The organism is Pseudomonas sp. HMSC063H08, from assembly GCF_001813645.1.
GTDB classification, from domain to species: Bacteria; Pseudomonadota; Gammaproteobacteria; order Pseudomonadales; family Pseudomonadaceae; genus Pseudomonas; species Pseudomonas aeruginosa.
The window spans coordinates 20,910-36,469 of sequence record NZ_KV813615.1; the positions used below are offsets into that span (position 1 = coordinate 20,910).

General features: G+C 68.3%; 13 protein-coding genes. 2 read left to right on the forward strand and 11 right to left on the reverse strand.

Going from position 1 to position 15,560, the window contains the following annotated elements:
• Positions 1 to 186 precede the first annotated feature (186 nt).
• From hbcR to hmgA, 5 genes are all read right to left on the reverse strand, one after another.
• On the reverse strand, positions 187 to 1,617 hold the full coding sequence (hbcR, locus tag HMPREF2924_RS29015) for a sigma-54-dependent transcriptional regulator HbcR (RefSeq protein WP_003128846.1): 1,431 nt from the start codon (positions 1,615 to 1,617) through the stop codon (positions 187 to 189).
• A gap of 68 nt (positions 1,618 to 1,685) precedes the next feature.
• Positions 1,686 to 3,038, reverse strand: a complete 1,353-nt coding sequence (locus HMPREF2924_RS29020) for an MFS transporter (protein ID WP_003088580.1) — start codon at positions 3,036 to 3,038, stop codon at positions 1,686 to 1,688.
• A gap of 84 nt (positions 3,039 to 3,122) precedes the next feature.
• Positions 3,123 to 3,761, reverse strand: coding sequence for a maleylacetoacetate isomerase (gene maiA, locus HMPREF2924_RS29025; protein ID WP_003128823.1), 639 nt, complete (start codon positions 3,759 to 3,761; stop codon positions 3,123 to 3,125).
• Positions 3,758 to 5,056 (reverse strand): fumarylacetoacetase, encoded by a 1,299-nt coding sequence (fahA, locus tag HMPREF2924_RS29030; protein ID WP_003111363.1) that lies wholly within the window; start codon positions 5,054 to 5,056, stop codon positions 3,758 to 3,760. The genes maiA and fahA overlap by 4 nt, the downstream gene beginning before the upstream one ends.
• 4 nt (positions 5,057 to 5,060) lie before the next feature.
• On the reverse strand, positions 5,061 to 6,359 hold the full coding sequence (gene hmgA / locus HMPREF2924_RS29035) for a homogentisate 1,2-dioxygenase (RefSeq protein WP_003088587.1): 1,299 nt from the start codon (positions 6,357 to 6,359) through the stop codon (positions 5,061 to 5,063).
• A 160-nt stretch (positions 6,360 to 6,519) separates the two neighbouring features.
• On the opposite strand from hmgA, the gene HMPREF2924_RS29040 reads away from it, so the two are divergent.
• The gene (locus HMPREF2924_RS29040) at positions 6,520 to 7,323 is read left to right on the forward strand and encodes an IclR family transcriptional regulator (RefSeq protein ID WP_003111362.1); all 804 of its coding nucleotides are present in this window, start codon (positions 6,520 to 6,522) and stop codon (positions 7,321 to 7,323) included.
• 67 nt (positions 7,324 to 7,390) lie between these two features.
• On the opposite strand, the gene liuE is transcribed toward HMPREF2924_RS29040, so the two are convergent.
• The 6 genes from liuE to liuR form a co-directional block, all read right to left on the reverse strand.
• Entirely contained in the window at positions 7,391 to 8,293 is a 903-nt protein-coding gene (gene liuE, locus HMPREF2924_RS29045) for a bifunctional 3-hydroxy-3-isohexenylglutaryl-CoA lyase/hydroxymethylglutaryl-CoA lyase (RefSeq protein ID WP_003128820.1), read from the reverse strand.
• Positions 8,294 to 8,313: 20 nt separating this feature from the next.
• The gene (gene liuD / locus HMPREF2924_RS29050; protein ID WP_009877844.1) at positions 8,314 to 10,281 is read right to left on the reverse strand and encodes a methylcrotonyl-CoA carboxylase subunit alpha; all 1,968 of its coding nucleotides are present in this window, start codon (positions 10,279 to 10,281) and stop codon (positions 8,314 to 8,316) included.
• The gene (locus tag HMPREF2924_RS29055; RefSeq protein WP_003088598.1) at positions 10,278 to 11,075 is read right to left on the reverse strand and encodes a gamma-carboxygeranoyl-CoA hydratase; all 798 of its coding nucleotides are present in this window, start codon (positions 11,073 to 11,075) and stop codon (positions 10,278 to 10,280) included. The genes liuD and HMPREF2924_RS29055 overlap by 4 nt, the downstream gene beginning before the upstream one ends.
• A 13-nt stretch (positions 11,076 to 11,088) precedes the next feature.
• The gene (gene liuB / locus HMPREF2924_RS29060) at positions 11,089 to 12,696 is read right to left on the reverse strand and encodes a methylcrotonyl-CoA carboxylase subunit beta (protein WP_003100387.1); all 1,608 of its coding nucleotides are present in this window, start codon (positions 12,694 to 12,696) and stop codon (positions 11,089 to 11,091) included.
• Positions 12,697 to 12,818: 122 nt separating this feature from the next.
• Positions 12,819 to 13,982, reverse strand: coding sequence for an isovaleryl-CoA dehydrogenase (gene liuA, locus HMPREF2924_RS29065; protein WP_003088600.1), 1,164 nt, complete (start codon positions 13,980 to 13,982; stop codon positions 12,819 to 12,821).
• Positions 13,983 to 14,030: 48 nt separating this feature from the next.
• Positions 14,031 to 14,435, reverse strand: coding sequence for a liu genes transcriptional regulator LiuR (gene liuR, locus HMPREF2924_RS29070; RefSeq protein WP_003088601.1), 405 nt, complete (start codon positions 14,433 to 14,435; stop codon positions 14,031 to 14,033).
• A 192-nt stretch (positions 14,436 to 14,627) separates the two neighbouring features.
• On the opposite strand from liuR, the gene HMPREF2924_RS29075 reads away from it, so the two are divergent.
• Positions 14,628 to 15,557 carry an SdiA-regulated domain-containing protein gene (locus HMPREF2924_RS29075; RefSeq protein WP_003088602.1) on the forward strand — a complete coding sequence of 310 codons (930 nt, stop codon included), beginning with the start codon at positions 14,628 to 14,630 and terminating at the stop codon, positions 15,555 to 15,557.
• Positions 15,558 to 15,560 lie beyond the last annotated feature (3 nt).

Genomic DNA, 15,560 nt, shown 5'->3' on the forward strand with positions numbered 1-15,560 from the left:
CGTGACGGCCTGGAACGGGGCAGGGCCGTCGGAAAGGCACGTTGCGATAACCGTGCCAGGCCCCAGAGTCGCGGTTTTCGCGGGCTGCGGCGAGACGAAGGGGAGCGTGGGGAATAGCGTTGTCTCAAAATGGAGACGTAATCGAGCGAAAGTGCCGTGGCTATGCAGGTCTCAGTTCGTCTCTATTTAGAGATGGGTCCCGTTATCGAGACGCATGCCCAGCGCCACGATCTTCTTGTACAGGGTCGAGCGACCCAGGCCCAGGCGTTTCGCCGCTTCCACCACATTGCCGGCACTCTGCGCCAGGGCCCGTCCGATCAGGTCGCGCTCGAAGGCTTCGCGGGCCTGTTGGAAATCCCCGACCGGCCTGTCGTCCGCCGCTCGAGGCAGCTCCGGCAGCGGTTGCAGGGGGCCCAGCGCCGCGCCGAGGGCGGCGGCGTCCAGCAACGGTTGGTCGGCCAGCAGCAGCGCACGTTCCAGCACGTTGCGCAGTTCGCGGACGTTGCCCGGCCAGGCATGCCGGGCGAGCAGCGCCAGGGCGTCGCCGCCGAGTTCGTGGAGACGGCCGTGGTCGAGGCTGTCGAGGATCGACTCGCAGAGCGCCGGGAGGTCGTCCAGGCGCTGGCGCAACGGTGGGATCTCGATCGGCAGGACGTTCAGCCGGTAGTAGAGGTCAGCGCGGAAACGGCCTTCGCGCATCGCCTGCTGCAGGTCGATGGAAGTGGCGGCGACCAGGCGGATGTCGCTGCGGATCACTTCGTTGGAACCCACCGCTTCGAACTCTTTCTCCTGTAGCACGCGCAACAGCTTGCCTTGCAAGGCCAGCGGCATGTCGCCGATCTCGTCGAGGAACAACGTGCCGCCCTGGGCCACCTGCAACTTGCCTGGCCGGCCCTTGCGCTCGGCACCGGTGAAGGCCCCCGGGGCGGTACCGAAGAATTCGGCCTCCAGCAGGCTTTCCGGGATCGCCGCGGCGTTCACGCTGACGAAGGCCTTGTGCGCCCGCGGCGAAGCGCTGTGGATGGCGTGGGCGAGCAGTTCCTTGCCGGTGCCGGTCTCGCCGAGCAACAGCACCGGCGCTTCGCTGGCCGCGCCACGACGGGCGCGGCGCTTGACTTCCAGGCTGGCCGGACTGGTGCCGACGAAGTGGCTGAAGCTGTACTTGGCCTGGCGCGCCTGCAATTGCGAGCGGGTCGAGGCCAGTTCGCGCTGCATGCTCAGGTAGCGGGTCACCAGCGGCGACAGCGAACGCAGTTCGTCGAGCAGGGCGAAGCCGATGGCGCCGATCACTTCGCCGGCGTCGTCGTGGATCGGCAGGCGCATCACCACCAGCGGGTCCTTCGCGCTATCCATCATGTCCAGCAGGATCGGCTTGCCGCTGCCTACCACCTCGCGCAGCAGGCTACCGGGGATCACGCTTTCGCAGGGCCGGCCGATAGCCTGCGCCGGGTCGGCGAGGCCGAAACGCTGGGCGTAGCGCTGGTTGATCCAGACGATGCGGGCCTCGCGGTCGACGATCACCGTGCCTTCGCTGGAGCCTTCGACGATCTCGAACAGCGAACGGATCGCCTGCTGGCGTACGCGTTGGTAATCCTGGAGGCTGTCGGCGTCGTTCATCGGCGGCTCCTGCGGCGGACGGCGAAACGGGCCGCCACTGTAGCCGGGAAGCCGCTCGCGGTGAAGGCTCAGGATTCCTCGACGGCCAGCGCGGCGGCGCTTTCCCGCTGCGCCTGGGCGGCGGGCGAGCGGACCTGGAGGATCAGTAGCGCGGCGAGCCCGGCGGGAATCGCCGCAAGCATGAAGATGTTCTCCACGGATATGTGCATGCCCAGCAGCAGGCTGCCGAACAGTGGGCCGAGGATCGAACCGAAGCGGCCCACGCCCAGCGCCCAGCCGGTGCCGGTGGCGCGTACCTGGGCCGGGTAGAAGTTGCTGGCGAAGGCGTTCAGGGTCAACTGCCCGCCGATGATGCAGAAGCCGGCGGCGAAGACGAACGCCAGCAGCCAGCGCGGCTGGTCGTGGTTGAGGCCGAGGAGCAGGGTGAACAGCGCGGCGCCGGCGAGAATCGCCGCCAGCAGGCGGACCTTGCTGCGCAGGCGGTCGGCGAGCCAGGCCAGGAGCATCGCGCCGAGGGTGCCGGCGAAGAGGAACATCGAGGTCGCCAGGTTCGCCGCATTGCGTGTCAGGCCGCTTTCCTGGAGCAGCGAGGGCAGCCAGCTGACCATGAAGTAGAGCAGGATCAGGCTGACGAAGAAGGTCGCCCAGAGCAGCAGGGTCGGCCGCGCGTAACCGTGGCGGAACAGCTCCAGCACGGTCAGGCTCGCCGCCGGCTCGGCGTCGGCCTGTGCCGGCGGCGGCTGCCAGCCCGGCGCCATGCGCTCGCTGAGCTGGCGCAGGCGGGCATAGGGCGGTGCGTCGCGGAGCAGGCGCGGCAGCGACTCCGGCAGGAACAGGAGGAGGAAGGGGAACAGCAGCAACGGGGTGACGCCGCCGGCGAGGAACACCGCCTGCCAGCCGAAGCCGTCCATGAAGGCGGCGGCGACGAAACCGCCGGCGGCGCCGCCGAAGGAGAAACCGCAGGCCGCCAGGGTGACCATCAGGGTACGCAGGCGCGGTGGCGAATACTCGGCCATCAGCGCCATGGCGCTGGGCATCGCCCCGCCCATTCCGATGCCGCAGACGAAGCGCGCCAGCATCAGGCTTTCCAGGGAACCGGCGAAGACCATCAGGACGGTCAGGCTGGCGTAGATCAGCACGCAGCAGAGCAGCACCCGGCGGATGCCGAAGCGGTCCGCCAGCGGCGTCACCAGCAGCGAACCGACGGTCAGGCCGAACAGGTTGGCGCTGAACACCGGGCCGAACGCGGCCTTGTCCAGGCCCCATTCCTGGGCCAGGGTCGGCACCACGTAGCCGAGCACCTGGGCATCGTAGCCATCGGTGACCAGCAACAGGGCGAGGAGCAGCAGCAACAGCCACTGGTAGCGGGACACGGGGCGCGCGTCGAGCGCCGCGCGAAAGCTGGCGATCTGGTTGTGCATCGCAAGGTACCTGAGGTTCTTATTGGTGATGGGGCGTCCGGCGGACGCCCCCCTTTATCTTCAGGAGCGGGACTCTGCGGTCCCTCAGGCGGCCGGGGTGTCCGGCTGGTTGGCCGGATGGGCCTGGCGGAACGCCGGATGGGCGGCGGCCAGGTCGGCGACCCGGCGGATCCGTGGCCAGGCGTCCAGCGCCACGCCGAAGCGCTCGGCGGCGTAGAGCTGCGGGACCAGGTAGACGTCGGCCAGGCCTGGCCGGTCGCCGAAGCACCAACCCTGGTCGCCGATCAGTTGCTCGACGGCGGCGAGACCCTGGCCGACCCAGTGGCCGATCCACTGCCGGACCTGCTCTTCGTCGTGTCCCCACTGGCGCAGCAGGTTGAGCACGCTGGCGTTGTGCAACGGGTGGATGTCGCAGCCGACCAGCGCCGCGACTCCGCGCTCGTGGGCGCGGCGCAGCGGATCGCTGGAGAGCAGGGCGGGGTGCGGGTAGCGCTCCTCGAGGTACTCGATGATCGCCGGCGACTGGATCAGCAGCTCGCCCTCGTCGACCTGCAGGGCCGGTACGCGGCCCTGCGGGTTGAGCGCCAGGTAGGCGGGTTGGCGGTGTTCGCCGCCGTCGCGGACCAGGTTGACCGGCAGCGACTGGTAGTCCAGCCCCTTCAGCGCCAGGGCGATGCGCACCCGGTAGGAGGAGGTGGAACGGTAGTAGGTATAGAGCTTCATCCGCGCGCCCCCGGATGGGCCGCGAGCACTTTGCCGCGACATTCGCCGAAACCGATCGAGACGTGTCCCTCGCGCTTGCAGCGGGCGCGGAGGATGACCTCGTCGCCGTCCTCGAGGAAGCGCCGGGTCTCGCCGGAGGCCAGTTGCACCGGCTGCTTGCCGCCAGCGGTGATCTCCAGCAGCGAGCCGAACTGGCCGGGCTCGGCGCCGGACAGGGTGCCGGAGCCGAACAGGTCGCCGGGCTGCAACTGGCAGCCATTGACGCTGTGGTGGGCGACCATCTGCGCCACCGTCCAGTACATGCTCAGGCTGTTGCTCAGGGTCAGGCGCTGCGGCGGCAGGCCTTTCTCGCGCAGGCCCTCGGTGAGCAGCAGGACCTCCAGCTCGATGTCGAAGGCGCCGTGGGCCTGGTCGTTGTCGTCGTAAAGATACGGCAGCGGCCGCGGGTCGCCTTCGGGGCGCGCTGGCTGGGCGCGGCGGAACGGCTCCAGGGCTTCGGCGGTGACCACCCAGGGCGAAACGCTGGTGATGAAGCTCTTCGACAGGAACGGGCCGAGCGGCTGGTATTCCCAGGCCTGGATGTCGCGCGCCGACCAGTCGTTGAGCAGACAGAAGCCGGCGATGTGCTCGGCGGCGCGGGAAACCGGGATGGCTTCGCCGAGGGCGTTGCCTTGGCCGATCCAGATGCCTAGCTCCAGTTCGTAGTCCAGACGCGCACAGGGACCGAACACCGGCTCGCTGGCGCCGGCCGGCAGGGTCTGGCCGTTGGGCCGGCGCACTTCGCTGCCGGAGACGCGCACGGTCGAGGCGCGGCCGTGGTAGCCGATGGGCACGTGCTTGTAGTTGGGCAGCAGCGGGTTGTCCGGGCGGAACAGCTTGCCGACGTTCTCGGCATGGCGGATGCCGACGTAGAAGTCGGTGTAGTCGCCGATCCTGGCCGGTAGGTGCATTTGGCACTCGGCGGCCGCATGGAGCAGCTCCGGGCGCTCCGCTGCGCCTTCGCCGAGCAGCTCCAGCAGGCGCTGGCGCAGCGCCACGCGGGCCGGTTTGCCGAGGGCGAAGAAGGCGTTCAGCGCGCCGCCGCGGGTGGCTTCGGCGGCTTCGCCGGCGGCCCCCTCGAACAGGCCGGCGGCCAGCGCCGCGTCCAGGTCGAGGATCGAGTCGCCGATGGCCACGCCGCAACGCGGGCTCAGGCCGGCACGGCTGAAGATGCCCAGCGGCAGGTTTTGCAGGGGAAAGTCGGCATGCCCATTGGCGGAGGCGACCCAGCTACGAGTGGGGGTTGGCTGGTTCATGGGGTTATCTCCGTTGCGGGTTGAAGGTGGATACGAGCGACGCCCAGCAGGCATCGTAGTCATTCTGCAGGGCCGGCGTCTCGAGGGCGGCACGGCTCGGCCGGAGGACCTGGCTGGTCTCGAACATGAAGGCCATGGTCTGGTCGATCCTGTGCGGCTTGAGGTCGGCGGCGATGGCCTTGTCGCAGCTTTCCGCGTCCGGGCCGTGGGCGCTCATGCAACTGTGCAGCGAGGCGCCGCCGGGCACGAAGCCGCCGGCCTTGGCGTCATAGGCGCCCTGGATCAGGCCCATGAACTCGTTCATCAGGTTGCGGTGGAACCACGGCGGACGGAAGGTGTTCTCGGCCACCATCCAGCGCGGCGGGAAGATCACGAAGTCGATGTTGGCCAGGCCATGGACGCTGGTGGGGGAGGTCAGCACGGTGAAGATCGACGGGTCCGGGTGGTCGAAGCTGACCGTGCCGATGGTGTTGAAGCGGCGCAGGTCGTACTTGTAGGGCACGTTGTTGCCGTGCCAGGCGACCACGTCCAGCGGCGAGTGGTCAAGCTCGCAGGCCCACAGCTCGCCGAGGTATTTCTGCACCAGTTGCAGCGGCTGGCGGCTGTCTTCGTAGCGCGCCACCGGGGCCAGGAAGTCGCGCGGATTGGCCAGGCCATTGCTGCCGATCGGGCCGAGGTCGGGCAGGCGCAGCGGCGCGCCGTGGTTCTCGGCGATATAGCCGCGTGCCTCGCCGTCGAGCAGCTCGACGCGGAACTTCATCCCGCGCGGGATCACCGCGATCTCCAGCGGTTCGACCTGCAGCGCGCCGAGTTCGGTGCACAGGCGCAGGCGGCCCAGCTGCGGGACCAGCAGCAGTTCGCCGTCGGCGTCGTAGAAGCAACGCTCCATCGAGCGGTTGGCCAGGTACTGGTAGATGCTCACGCCGGCGGGCTTGTCGCCGGGCGCGTTGGCGGCCATGCGCAGCAGGCCGTCGAGGAAGTCGGTGGGCTGCTCGGGCAGTGCCAGCGGATCCCAGCGCAGGCGGTTGGGGGTCGGCGCATCCAGTTCGGCACCGGCGATCTGTCGTTCCAGGCGGCGGAACGGCGGATGCTTGGCCGACGGCGTGATGCGGTATAGCCAGGTGCGCCGGGCCTCGCTGCGAGCCATGGTGAAGGCGGTGCCGGAGAGCAGTTCGGCGTACAGGCCGTAGGGCGCTTTCTGCGGGGAGTTCTGGCCGACCGGCAGGGCGCCGGGGAGCGCTTCGCTGCTGAATTCGTTGCCGAAGCCCGATTGATAGGCGAGGGCAGTGGAGTCGAGGTTCATCTGAGGCCTCCGGGGAGTGGGGGCAGCTTGCCGCCGATCCGCCGGGGACCTGGCACGCTGGCTGCGTTATTTTTATCGTAATTCAATTACGCATAACGTAATTTGAGTGGATGGCAGCGTCAAGCTATAACGTCGGCCCCGCCCGCAGGAACCCGCGTCCATGGAAAAGAACAGCAGTCCCGCCGAAACCTCCGGCAAGCAGAAGGTCCGCTCCGCCGAAGTCGGTACCGATATCCTCAAGGCCCTCGCCGAACTCTCCCCGGCGACCTCGCTGTCGCGCCTGGCGGAGCATGTGGGGATGCCGGCGAGCAAGGTCCATCGCTACCTGCAGGCATTGATCGCCAGCGGCTTCGCGGTCCAGGACGCCTCCACCAATCATTACTCGCTGGGGCGCGAGGCGCTGCGCGTGGGCCTGGCGGCGCTGGACAGCATGGACGTGCTGAAGAGCGCCGCCGCGCCGCTGGCCGAGCTGCGCGACGTGCTCAACGAGACCTGCTTCCTCGCCGTCTGGGGCAACCGTGGAGCCACCGTGGTACAGGTGGAACAGGCGGTGCGCGCGGTGACGGTGGTCACCCAGGTCGGCTCGGTGCTGCCGCTGCTCGGTTCGTCCACCGGCCTGGTGTTCGCCGCGTTCCTGCCGGAACGCGAGGTGGCCGAGCTGCGCGAGGAAGAGTTGGCCGGGCGCGCCGACCATCCGCTGGCCGACCCGGCGGCCTATGCGGTGCTGCTGGAGGGCATCCGCGCGCGCGGCCTGCATGCGATCCATGGGCTGCTGATGCCTGGGGTGGAAGCGCTCTCGGCGCCGGTGTTCGATGCCCGCGGGCGGGTGGCGGCGGTGCTCACGGTGGTCGGCCCGGCGAGCATCTTCCAGGCCGAGGAGCAGGGGCCGGCGGCGGAACGGCTGCTTGCGACGACTCGGGCTATCAGTTGGCGGATGGGGTATGACGGCACCCAGGGTGGATGATGCAGTCTCCGAGCCTGAGGGTGATGTCGGGTAGGGCGGATAACCGCCCGCGGTTATCCGCCGCTCCTCAGACCTTGGCCAGCAACGCCTTCGCCGCTCGCGATCCGTTGCTCTTGCCGAGCACCGCGCAGATGCGCTGGCCGGCGTCGACCAGGGCGTGCATGTCGACCCCGGTATGGATCTCCAGACCGTTCAGCAGGTAGAGGACGTCTTCGCTGGCGACGTTGCCGGTGGCGCCCTTGGCGTAGGGACAACCGCCGAGGCCGGCCACCGAGCTGTCGAATACCGCGATGCCTTCCAGCAGGCTGGCGTAGATGTTCGCCAGGGCCTGCCCGTAGGTGTCGTGGAAGTGCCCGGCGAGGCGCTCGCGGGGAACCTCGCTGGCCACCGCCTCGATCAGCCGGCGGGTGGCGCCGGCGGTGCCGACGCCGATGGTGTCGCCCAGGGACACCTCGTAGCAGCCCATCTGCTGCAGTTCGCGGGCGACCCAGGCGACCTGGCGCGGATCGACATCGCCGTCGTAGGGACAGCCGAGCACGCAGGAAATGTAGCCGCGCACCCGCACCTGGTGCTGGCGCGCCGCCTCCAGCACCGGTACGAAGCGCTCCAGGCTGTCCTTGATCGAGCAGTTGATGTTGCGCTGGGAGAAGGCTTCCGACGCGGCGGCGAACACCGCCACTTCCTTCACTCCCGACTCCAGCGCCGCCTCGAAGCCTTTCAGGTTCGGCGCCAGCGCCGCGTAGGTCACGCCGGGACGCTGGCGGATGCCGGCGAATACCTCGGCCGAGCCGGCCATCTGCGGCACCCACTTGGGCGAGACGAAGCTGCCCACTTCGATGTAGTCCAGGCCGGCGGCGCTCAGGTCATCGACCAGGCGGATCTTGTCGGCCACCTCGATCGGCTGTTTCTCGTTCTGCAGTCCGTCGCGCGGACCGACCTCCACCAGGCGGACCTTCTTCGGCAGGTTCATGCTGTTCCTCGTCTTGGCTGTCAGGCCTGGTTCTCGTCCAGCTCCACCAGCGGCGTGCCTTCCTCGACCAGTTCGCCCTCGCTGCAATACAGCGCCTTCACTACCCCGGCGTGGGGCGCGCGGATGCTGTGCTCCATCTTCATCGCCTCCAGCACCACCAGGGTGGCGCCGGCTTCGACCGTCTGGCCGGGCTCGACCAGGACCCGCACGATACTGCCGTTCATCGGCGCGCTCAAACCGCCCTGGTGGGCATGGGCGGCCTCGGCCTCGGCGATCGGGTCGACGGCTTCGATGGCCAGCAGTTCGCCCTCCCATTCGAGGAACAACTGGCGTCCGCGGCGCAACGCCGCCGAGCGACGGGTGACACCGTCCACCCGACTGACCAGGTCGTCGCCGTCCAGGCGATACTGGCTGGGGCTGGCGTGGCGCAGGCGGACGCAGCGGCGTTCGTCGCGGCAGCGCAGCATCAGGTCGGACTCCCGCGCCAGGGCGCTGCGCCAGCCGTCGTTGCGGCTCCACGGCGAATGCGGGTCGTCGTCGCGACGGTGGCCCGCTTCGCTCTGCAGCCAGGCTTCGGCGGCGGCCTGCCAGAAATGCTCCGGCAGCGCTTGCGGCGCCGGCAGCAGGTCGTCTTGGTGGCGCGCGATGAAACCGGTGTCCAGTTCGGCGGCGGCGAACGCCGGATGGCCGAGGATGCGGCGGAGGAACGCCAGGTTGGTGCGCAGGCCGCCGACCGAGGTTTCCGCCAGCATCGCCAGCAGGCGCTGGCGGGCTTCCTCGCGGGTTTCGCCCCAGGCGATCAGCTTGGCCAGCATCGGGTCGTAGAACGGCGAGACCTCGTCGCCTTCGCGTACCCCGCTGTCGACCCGCCGGCCGGGGCCGGCGGGCGCTTCGCGGTACAGCGCCAGGCGGCCGCTGGCGGGGAGGAAACCGCCCTCGGGGTCTTCCGCGTAGAGCCGCACTTCGATGGCGTGGCCGTTCAGCGGCACCTGTTCCTGCGTCAGCGGTAGCGCCTCGCCGCGAGCGACGCGGATCTGCCAGGCGACCAGGTCGAGGCCGGTGATGGCCTCGGTGACCGGGTGTTCCACCTGCAGGCGGGTGTTCATTTCCATGAAGAAGAACTGGCCGCGTTCGTCGAGGAGGAATTCGACGGTACCGGCGCCGACGTAGCCGATCGCCTGCGCCGCGCGTACCGCGGCCTCGCCCATGGCCCGGCGCAGTTCCGCGCCGAGACCGGGGGCGGGGGCTTCCTCGACGACCTTCTGGTGGCGGCGCTGGATCGAACAGTCGCGTTCGTTGAGGTACAGGCAGTGGCCATGGCGATCGGCGAATACCTGGATCTCCACGTGGCGCGGCTTCAGCAGGTATTTCTCCACCAGCATCCGCGCGTCGCCGAAGGCGGCCTTGGCCTCGCGCTGGGCGGAGGAAAGGGCCTCGGCCAGCTCGGCTTCGTGCTCCACCACCTTCATGCCCTTGCCGCCGCCGCCAGCGGCGGCCTTGAGCAGCACCGGGTAGCCGATCCTTCCGGCTTCCCGGCGGAAGGTCTCGGCGTCCTGGGCTTCGCCGTGATAGCCGGGCACCAGCGGCACGCCGGCTTCTTCCATCAGCGCCTTGGCCGCCGACTTGCTGCCCATGGCGTCGATGGCCGCCGCCGGCGGCCCGAGGAAAAGCAGACCGGCTTCTTCGCAGGCGCGGGCGAAGTCGGCGTTCTCCGAGAGGAAGCCGTAGCCGGGATGGATCGCCTGGGCGCCGCTGGCGAGGGCGGCGGCGATGATCCTGTCGCCGCGCAGGTAGCTGTCGGCGGGCTTGGCGCCGCCCAGGTCGACGGCGATGTCGGCTTCGGCGACGTGGCGGGCGTGGCGGTCGATGTCGCTGTGCACGGCGACGCTGCCGATGCCGAGGGCGCGCGCGCTGCGCATCACCCGGCAGGCGATCTCGCCGCGGTTGGCGACCAGGATGCGCTGGATGCTGCGGTAGTCCGGGTTCATGCGTCGTTTCTCCAGGCGGGCGTGCGTTTCTCCAGGAAGGCGCGCAGGCCTTCCTGGCCTTCCGGGCTGATGCGGATGCGGGCGATGGCCGCCTCGGTGTAGCGGCGCAGCGCCGGGCTCAGCTCGGCGGCCTCGACCTCATGGTAGAGCGCCTTGCAGGCCACCAGGGCGCGCGGGCTGTTTTGCAGCAGGTTGGCGATCCAGGCCTCGGCCTGGCTTTCCAGTTCGGCGGCGGGACAGCTTTCGCTGAGCAGGCCCAGTTCGCTGGCGCGGCGTCCGTCGAAGCGCTCGGCGGTCAGCGAATAGCGCCGCGCGGCGCGCTGGCCGATGGCCTTGACCACGAACGGGGCGATGGTCGCCGGGATCAGGCCGATGCGTACCTCGGACAGGCAGAAGGTCGCGTCGTCGCTGCCGATGGCCATGTCGCAGCAACTGACCAGGCCGACCCCGCCGCCGAACACCGCGCCCTGGACCACCGCCAAGGTCGGCTTGGGCAGGTTGTAGAGATGGGTCATGAGTTCGGCGATGCGCTGGGCGTCGGCCAGGTTGCCCTGGTAGTCGAGGTCCACCGACTGCTGCATCCAGGCCAGGTCGGCACCGCCGCAGAAGTGCCGGCCACGGCCGCGCAGCACCAGCAGGCGGACCTGCGGGTCGCTGCCGACGCGATCGATGGCCTGCAACAGTTCGTCGATCACGACGGCATTGAAGGCGTTGTTCTTTTCCGCCCGGTCCAGCCACAGGGTGGCTACGCCGCGCGGGTCGATCTCAAGCTGGATGGTCTGGAATTCGCTCATGCTGGTCTGCTCGTCACATGCGGAACACGCCGAAGGCGGTCGGCTCGATGGGGGCGTTGAGGGCGGCGGAAAGCGCCAGGGCGAGCACCTCGCGGGTCTGCGCCGGATCGATCACGCCGTCGTCCCACAGTCGTGCGCTGGAGTAGTAGGGATGGCCCTGGTGCTCGTACTGCTCGAGGATCGGCGCCTTGATCTTCGCCTCCTCTTCGACGCCGAGTTGCTGGCCGGCGCGCTCGGCCTGCTCGCGCTTGACCTGGGCGAGCACCCCGGCGGCCTGTTCGCCGCCCATTACGCCGATCCTCGCGTTCGGCCACATCCACAGGAAGCGCGGGTCGTAGGCGCGTCCGCACATGCCGTAGTTGCCGGCGCCGAAGCTGCCGCCGATCAGCACGGTGAACTTCGGCACCCGCGCGCAGGCCACCGCGGTCACCAGCTTGGCGCCGTGCTTGGCGATGCCGCCAGCCTCGTACTTCTGGCCGACCATGAAACCGGTGATGTTCTGCAGGAACAGCAGCGGGATGCCACGCTGGCAGGCCAACTCGATGAAGTGCGCGCCTTTCTGCGCGGCCTCGGCGAAGAGGATCCCGTTGTTGGCCAGGATGGCGATCGGATAGCCGTGCAGGTGGGCGAAGCCGCAGACCAGGGTGGTGCCGAACAGCGCCTTGAATTCGTCGAACTCGGAGCCGTCCACCAGCCGTGCGATCACTTCGCGCACGTCGTAGGGCTGCTTGCTGTCGGCGGGAATCACCCCGTACAGCTCCTCGGCGGGGTACAGCGGCGCGCGCGGTGCACGGCATTGCAGCTGGCCCTGCTTGCGCCAGTTGAGGTTGGCGACGCAGCGGCGGGCGATGGCCAGGGCATGGTCATCGTCCTCGGCATAGTGGTCGGCGACCCCTGAGACCTTGCAGTGCACGTCGGCGCCGCCAAGTTCCTCGGCGCTGACCACCTCGCCGGTAGCGGCCTTCACCAGCGGCGGCCCGGCGAGGAAGATGGTGGCCTGTTCGCGCACCATCACGGTTTCGTCGGACATCGCCGGCACGTAGGCCCCGCCGGCGGTGCAGGAGCCCATGACCACGGCGATCTGCGGGATGCCGCGGGCACTCATGTTGGCCTGGTTGAAGAAGATCCGGCCGAAGTGCTCGCGGTCGGGGAACACCTCGTCCTGGCGCGGCAGGTTGGCGCCGCCAGAGTCCACCAGGTAGATGCATGGCAGGCGGTTCTCCAGGGCGATGGCCTGGGCCCGCAGGTGCTTCTTCACGGTCAGCGGATAGTAGGTGCCGCCCTTCACCGTGGCATCGTTGCCGACGATCATGCATTCCACCCCTTCGACCCGGCCGATCCCGGCGACGATGCCGGCGGCGGCGACCTCTTCGCCGTAGACTTCGTGGGCGGCGAGGGCGGAAAGCTCGAGGAACGGCGAGCCGGGGTCGAGCAGGCGGTTGATGCGTTCGCGCACCAGCAGCTTGCCGCGCGCGCTGTGCCGGGCCTGGGCGGCGCTACCGCCGCCTTCGTGGATGCGGCCGAGGAGGGTGCGCAGGGCGTTGACCTGTTCCAGCATGGTCGCGGCGTTGGCCGCGAACTCGGCGGAGCGTGGATTGATCTGGGTGTGCAGGATGGCCATGGCGGTGGCTCCGTGTCGAGGTGGGCGGAAGCGGTTGGCGTCCGCTCCCGACCTGGCGATGCGCCTGTCGATGCAATGGAATGCCCTCTCCCTGGCGGAAAAGGGCCGGGGAGAGCGAGGCTTCAGCGGGTTTCGTTGAACAGCTCGCGGCCGATCAGCATGCGGCGGATCTCGCTGGTGCCGGCGCCGATCTCGTAGAGCTTGGCGTCGCGCAACAGGCGGCCGGTGGGAAACTCGTTGATGTAGCCGTTGCCGCCGAGGATCTGGATCGCGTCCAGGGCCATCTGGGTGGCGCGCTCGGCGCTGTAGAGGATCACCCCGGCGGCGTCCTTGCGGGTCGTCTCGCCGCGGTCGCAGGCGGCGGCCACGGCGTACAGGTAGGCGCGGCTGGCGTTGAGGGCGGTGTACATGTCGGCCACCTTGCCCTGGACCAGCTGGAATTCGCCGATGCTCTGGCCGAACTGGCGGCGGTCATGGATGTACGGCACCACCACGTCCATGCACGCCTGCATGATTCCCACCGGGCCGCCGGAAAGCACCACGCGCTCGTAGTCGAGGCCGCTCATCAGTACCTTGACCCCGCCGTTGACCGCGCCGAGGACGTTCTCCTCGGGTACCTCGACGTCCTGGAAGATCAGTTCGCAGGTGTTCGAGCCACGCATGCCCAGCTTGTCCAGCTTCGGCCCGCGACTGAAGCCTTTCCAGTCGCGCTCGACGATGAACGCGGTGATCCCGTGCGCGCCCTTGTCCGCGTCGGTCTTGGCGTAGATCACATAGGTATGGGCATCGGGACCGTTGGTGATCCACATCTTGCTGCCGTTGAGAACGAAGCGGTCGCCGACCCGGTCCGCGCGCAGCTTCATCGAGACCACGTCGGAGCCGGCGTTGGGTTCGCTCATCGCCAGCGCACCGATGTGTTCGCCGGATACCAGGGCCGGCAGGTAGCGGGCCTTCTGTTCGGCGTTGCCGTTGCGCTTGATCTGGTTGACGCAGAGGTTGGAATGCGCGCCATAGGAGAGCGCCACCGAGGCCGAGGCCCGGCTGATCTCTTCCATGACCACGGCGTGGGCCAGGTAGCCCAGCGCCGAACCGCCGTACTCCTCGTCGACGGTGATGCCGAGCAGGCCCATCTCGCCGAACTTGCGCCACATGTCCATGGGGAACTGGTTGTCCTGGTCGATCTGCGCGGCGCGCGGCTGTAGTTCGGCGGTGACGAAGCCGCGGACCTGGTCGCGGAGCATGTCGATGGTTTCGCCGAGGGCGAAGTTGAGGCTGGGATAGGTCATGCTTTCACCTGTAATTGTGCTTGTCCGGTTTAAAGCTTCGAATTAGGTTTATGTTGCAACTGTTTGTTTGTTATAGCTTTTGATCAGCGCCGCTCGACAGCGCTCCTCGGCAGTATCCAGTTCCAGCTGCATCTGTTCGATGTCCAGCAACTGTTGTTCCAGCTGGGCGCGGCGCTCGGCGATCTTCTCCAGCATGGTGTTCAACTGCTTCTGGTTGCCGCTGCTCGGGTCCGGGTCGTAGAGCTCGATCAGCTCGCGGCATTCGGCGAGGGAAAAACCGATGCGCTTGCCGCGCAGGATCAGCTTCAGGCTGACCTTGTCGCGCGGCGAATAGATGCGTTCCTGGCCGCGTCGCTCGGGGGAGAGCAGGCCTTGCTCCTCGTAGAAGCGGATGGCGCGGGTGGTGATGTCCAGTTCGCGGGCGAGATCGGAGATGGTGTAGGTGGTGGACATGCGCAGGCACCTGCTTGTTTACCTTTACGTTAACGTAAAGCTGCACCGAAATCCTGTCAACGCCTGGAACGGGGGAAAAATGACAGCCGTGAAAGATACTTGTCAGAAAGATTTAATCGGCGCCTCATGAAAGGGCACGGATGGCTCTGTTCTGCTTCGCCGAACACTGTGTTTCTCGGAGGAGTCGTAACGATGAGTCGGCTGATGACCTACAGGACGCTGCTGGCTTGCCTGCTCGCCGCGTTGCTTGCGCTGCTGGTGGCGGGTCAGCAGCAGCGCGCGTTCGAGCGCATCTGGTTCAAGCTGGAGCAGCGCTACGGCGGCGATGTTGCGCGCGAGAACGCCCTGCGCCTGGCCGACTATCGGGTCGATATCGAAGCCCGCGTGCTGGGCGCGGAGTCCAACGTCTCGGCGCTGTCCTTCGACCCCAGCCGGCGCAGCCTGGTCAGCGTGACCAACCAGGACCCGCATTTCCTCGAGCTGTCGCTGGACGGCGAATTGCTGCGACGCATCCCCCTGCGCGGTTTCCAGGATCCGGAGGCTATCGAGTACATCCGGCCCGGCGTCTACGTGGTCGCCGAGGAGCGTCGCCAACGCCTGGTGGAGATCCATGTCGACGCCGACACCCGGGTGATCGACATCGACGATCCGCGCAACGCCCGGAAGTTCTCCCTGGGCAGTGCAAACAAACGCAACAAGGGCTTCGAGGGGTTGGCCTACGACCCGCTGCGCGAGCGCCTGTTCGTGGCCCGGGAAAAGGCGCCGGTGGGCATCATCGAGGTAAACGGCTTCTTCAACGACCGCGGCGAGGCGCTCGACCTGAGCGTCGGCGGCGACCCGCAGCGCGATCGCGGGTTGTTCCTCACCGATCTGTCGAGCCTCTACTACGACAAGGCCAGCGATCACCTGCTGGTGCTTTCCGACGAGTCGCGGGTGGTCATCGAACTGGATCGCGCCGGGGATCCGCTCGGCAGCCTGACCCTGCGTGGCGGCAACCATGGCCTGACGGACGACGTGCCGCAGGCCGAAGGGTTGGCGATGGACGACCGGGGCAGCCTGTACGTGGTCAGCGAGCCGAACCTGTTCTACCGCTTCAGCCGAGCGCTGCCAGCGGCCGACTAGGGT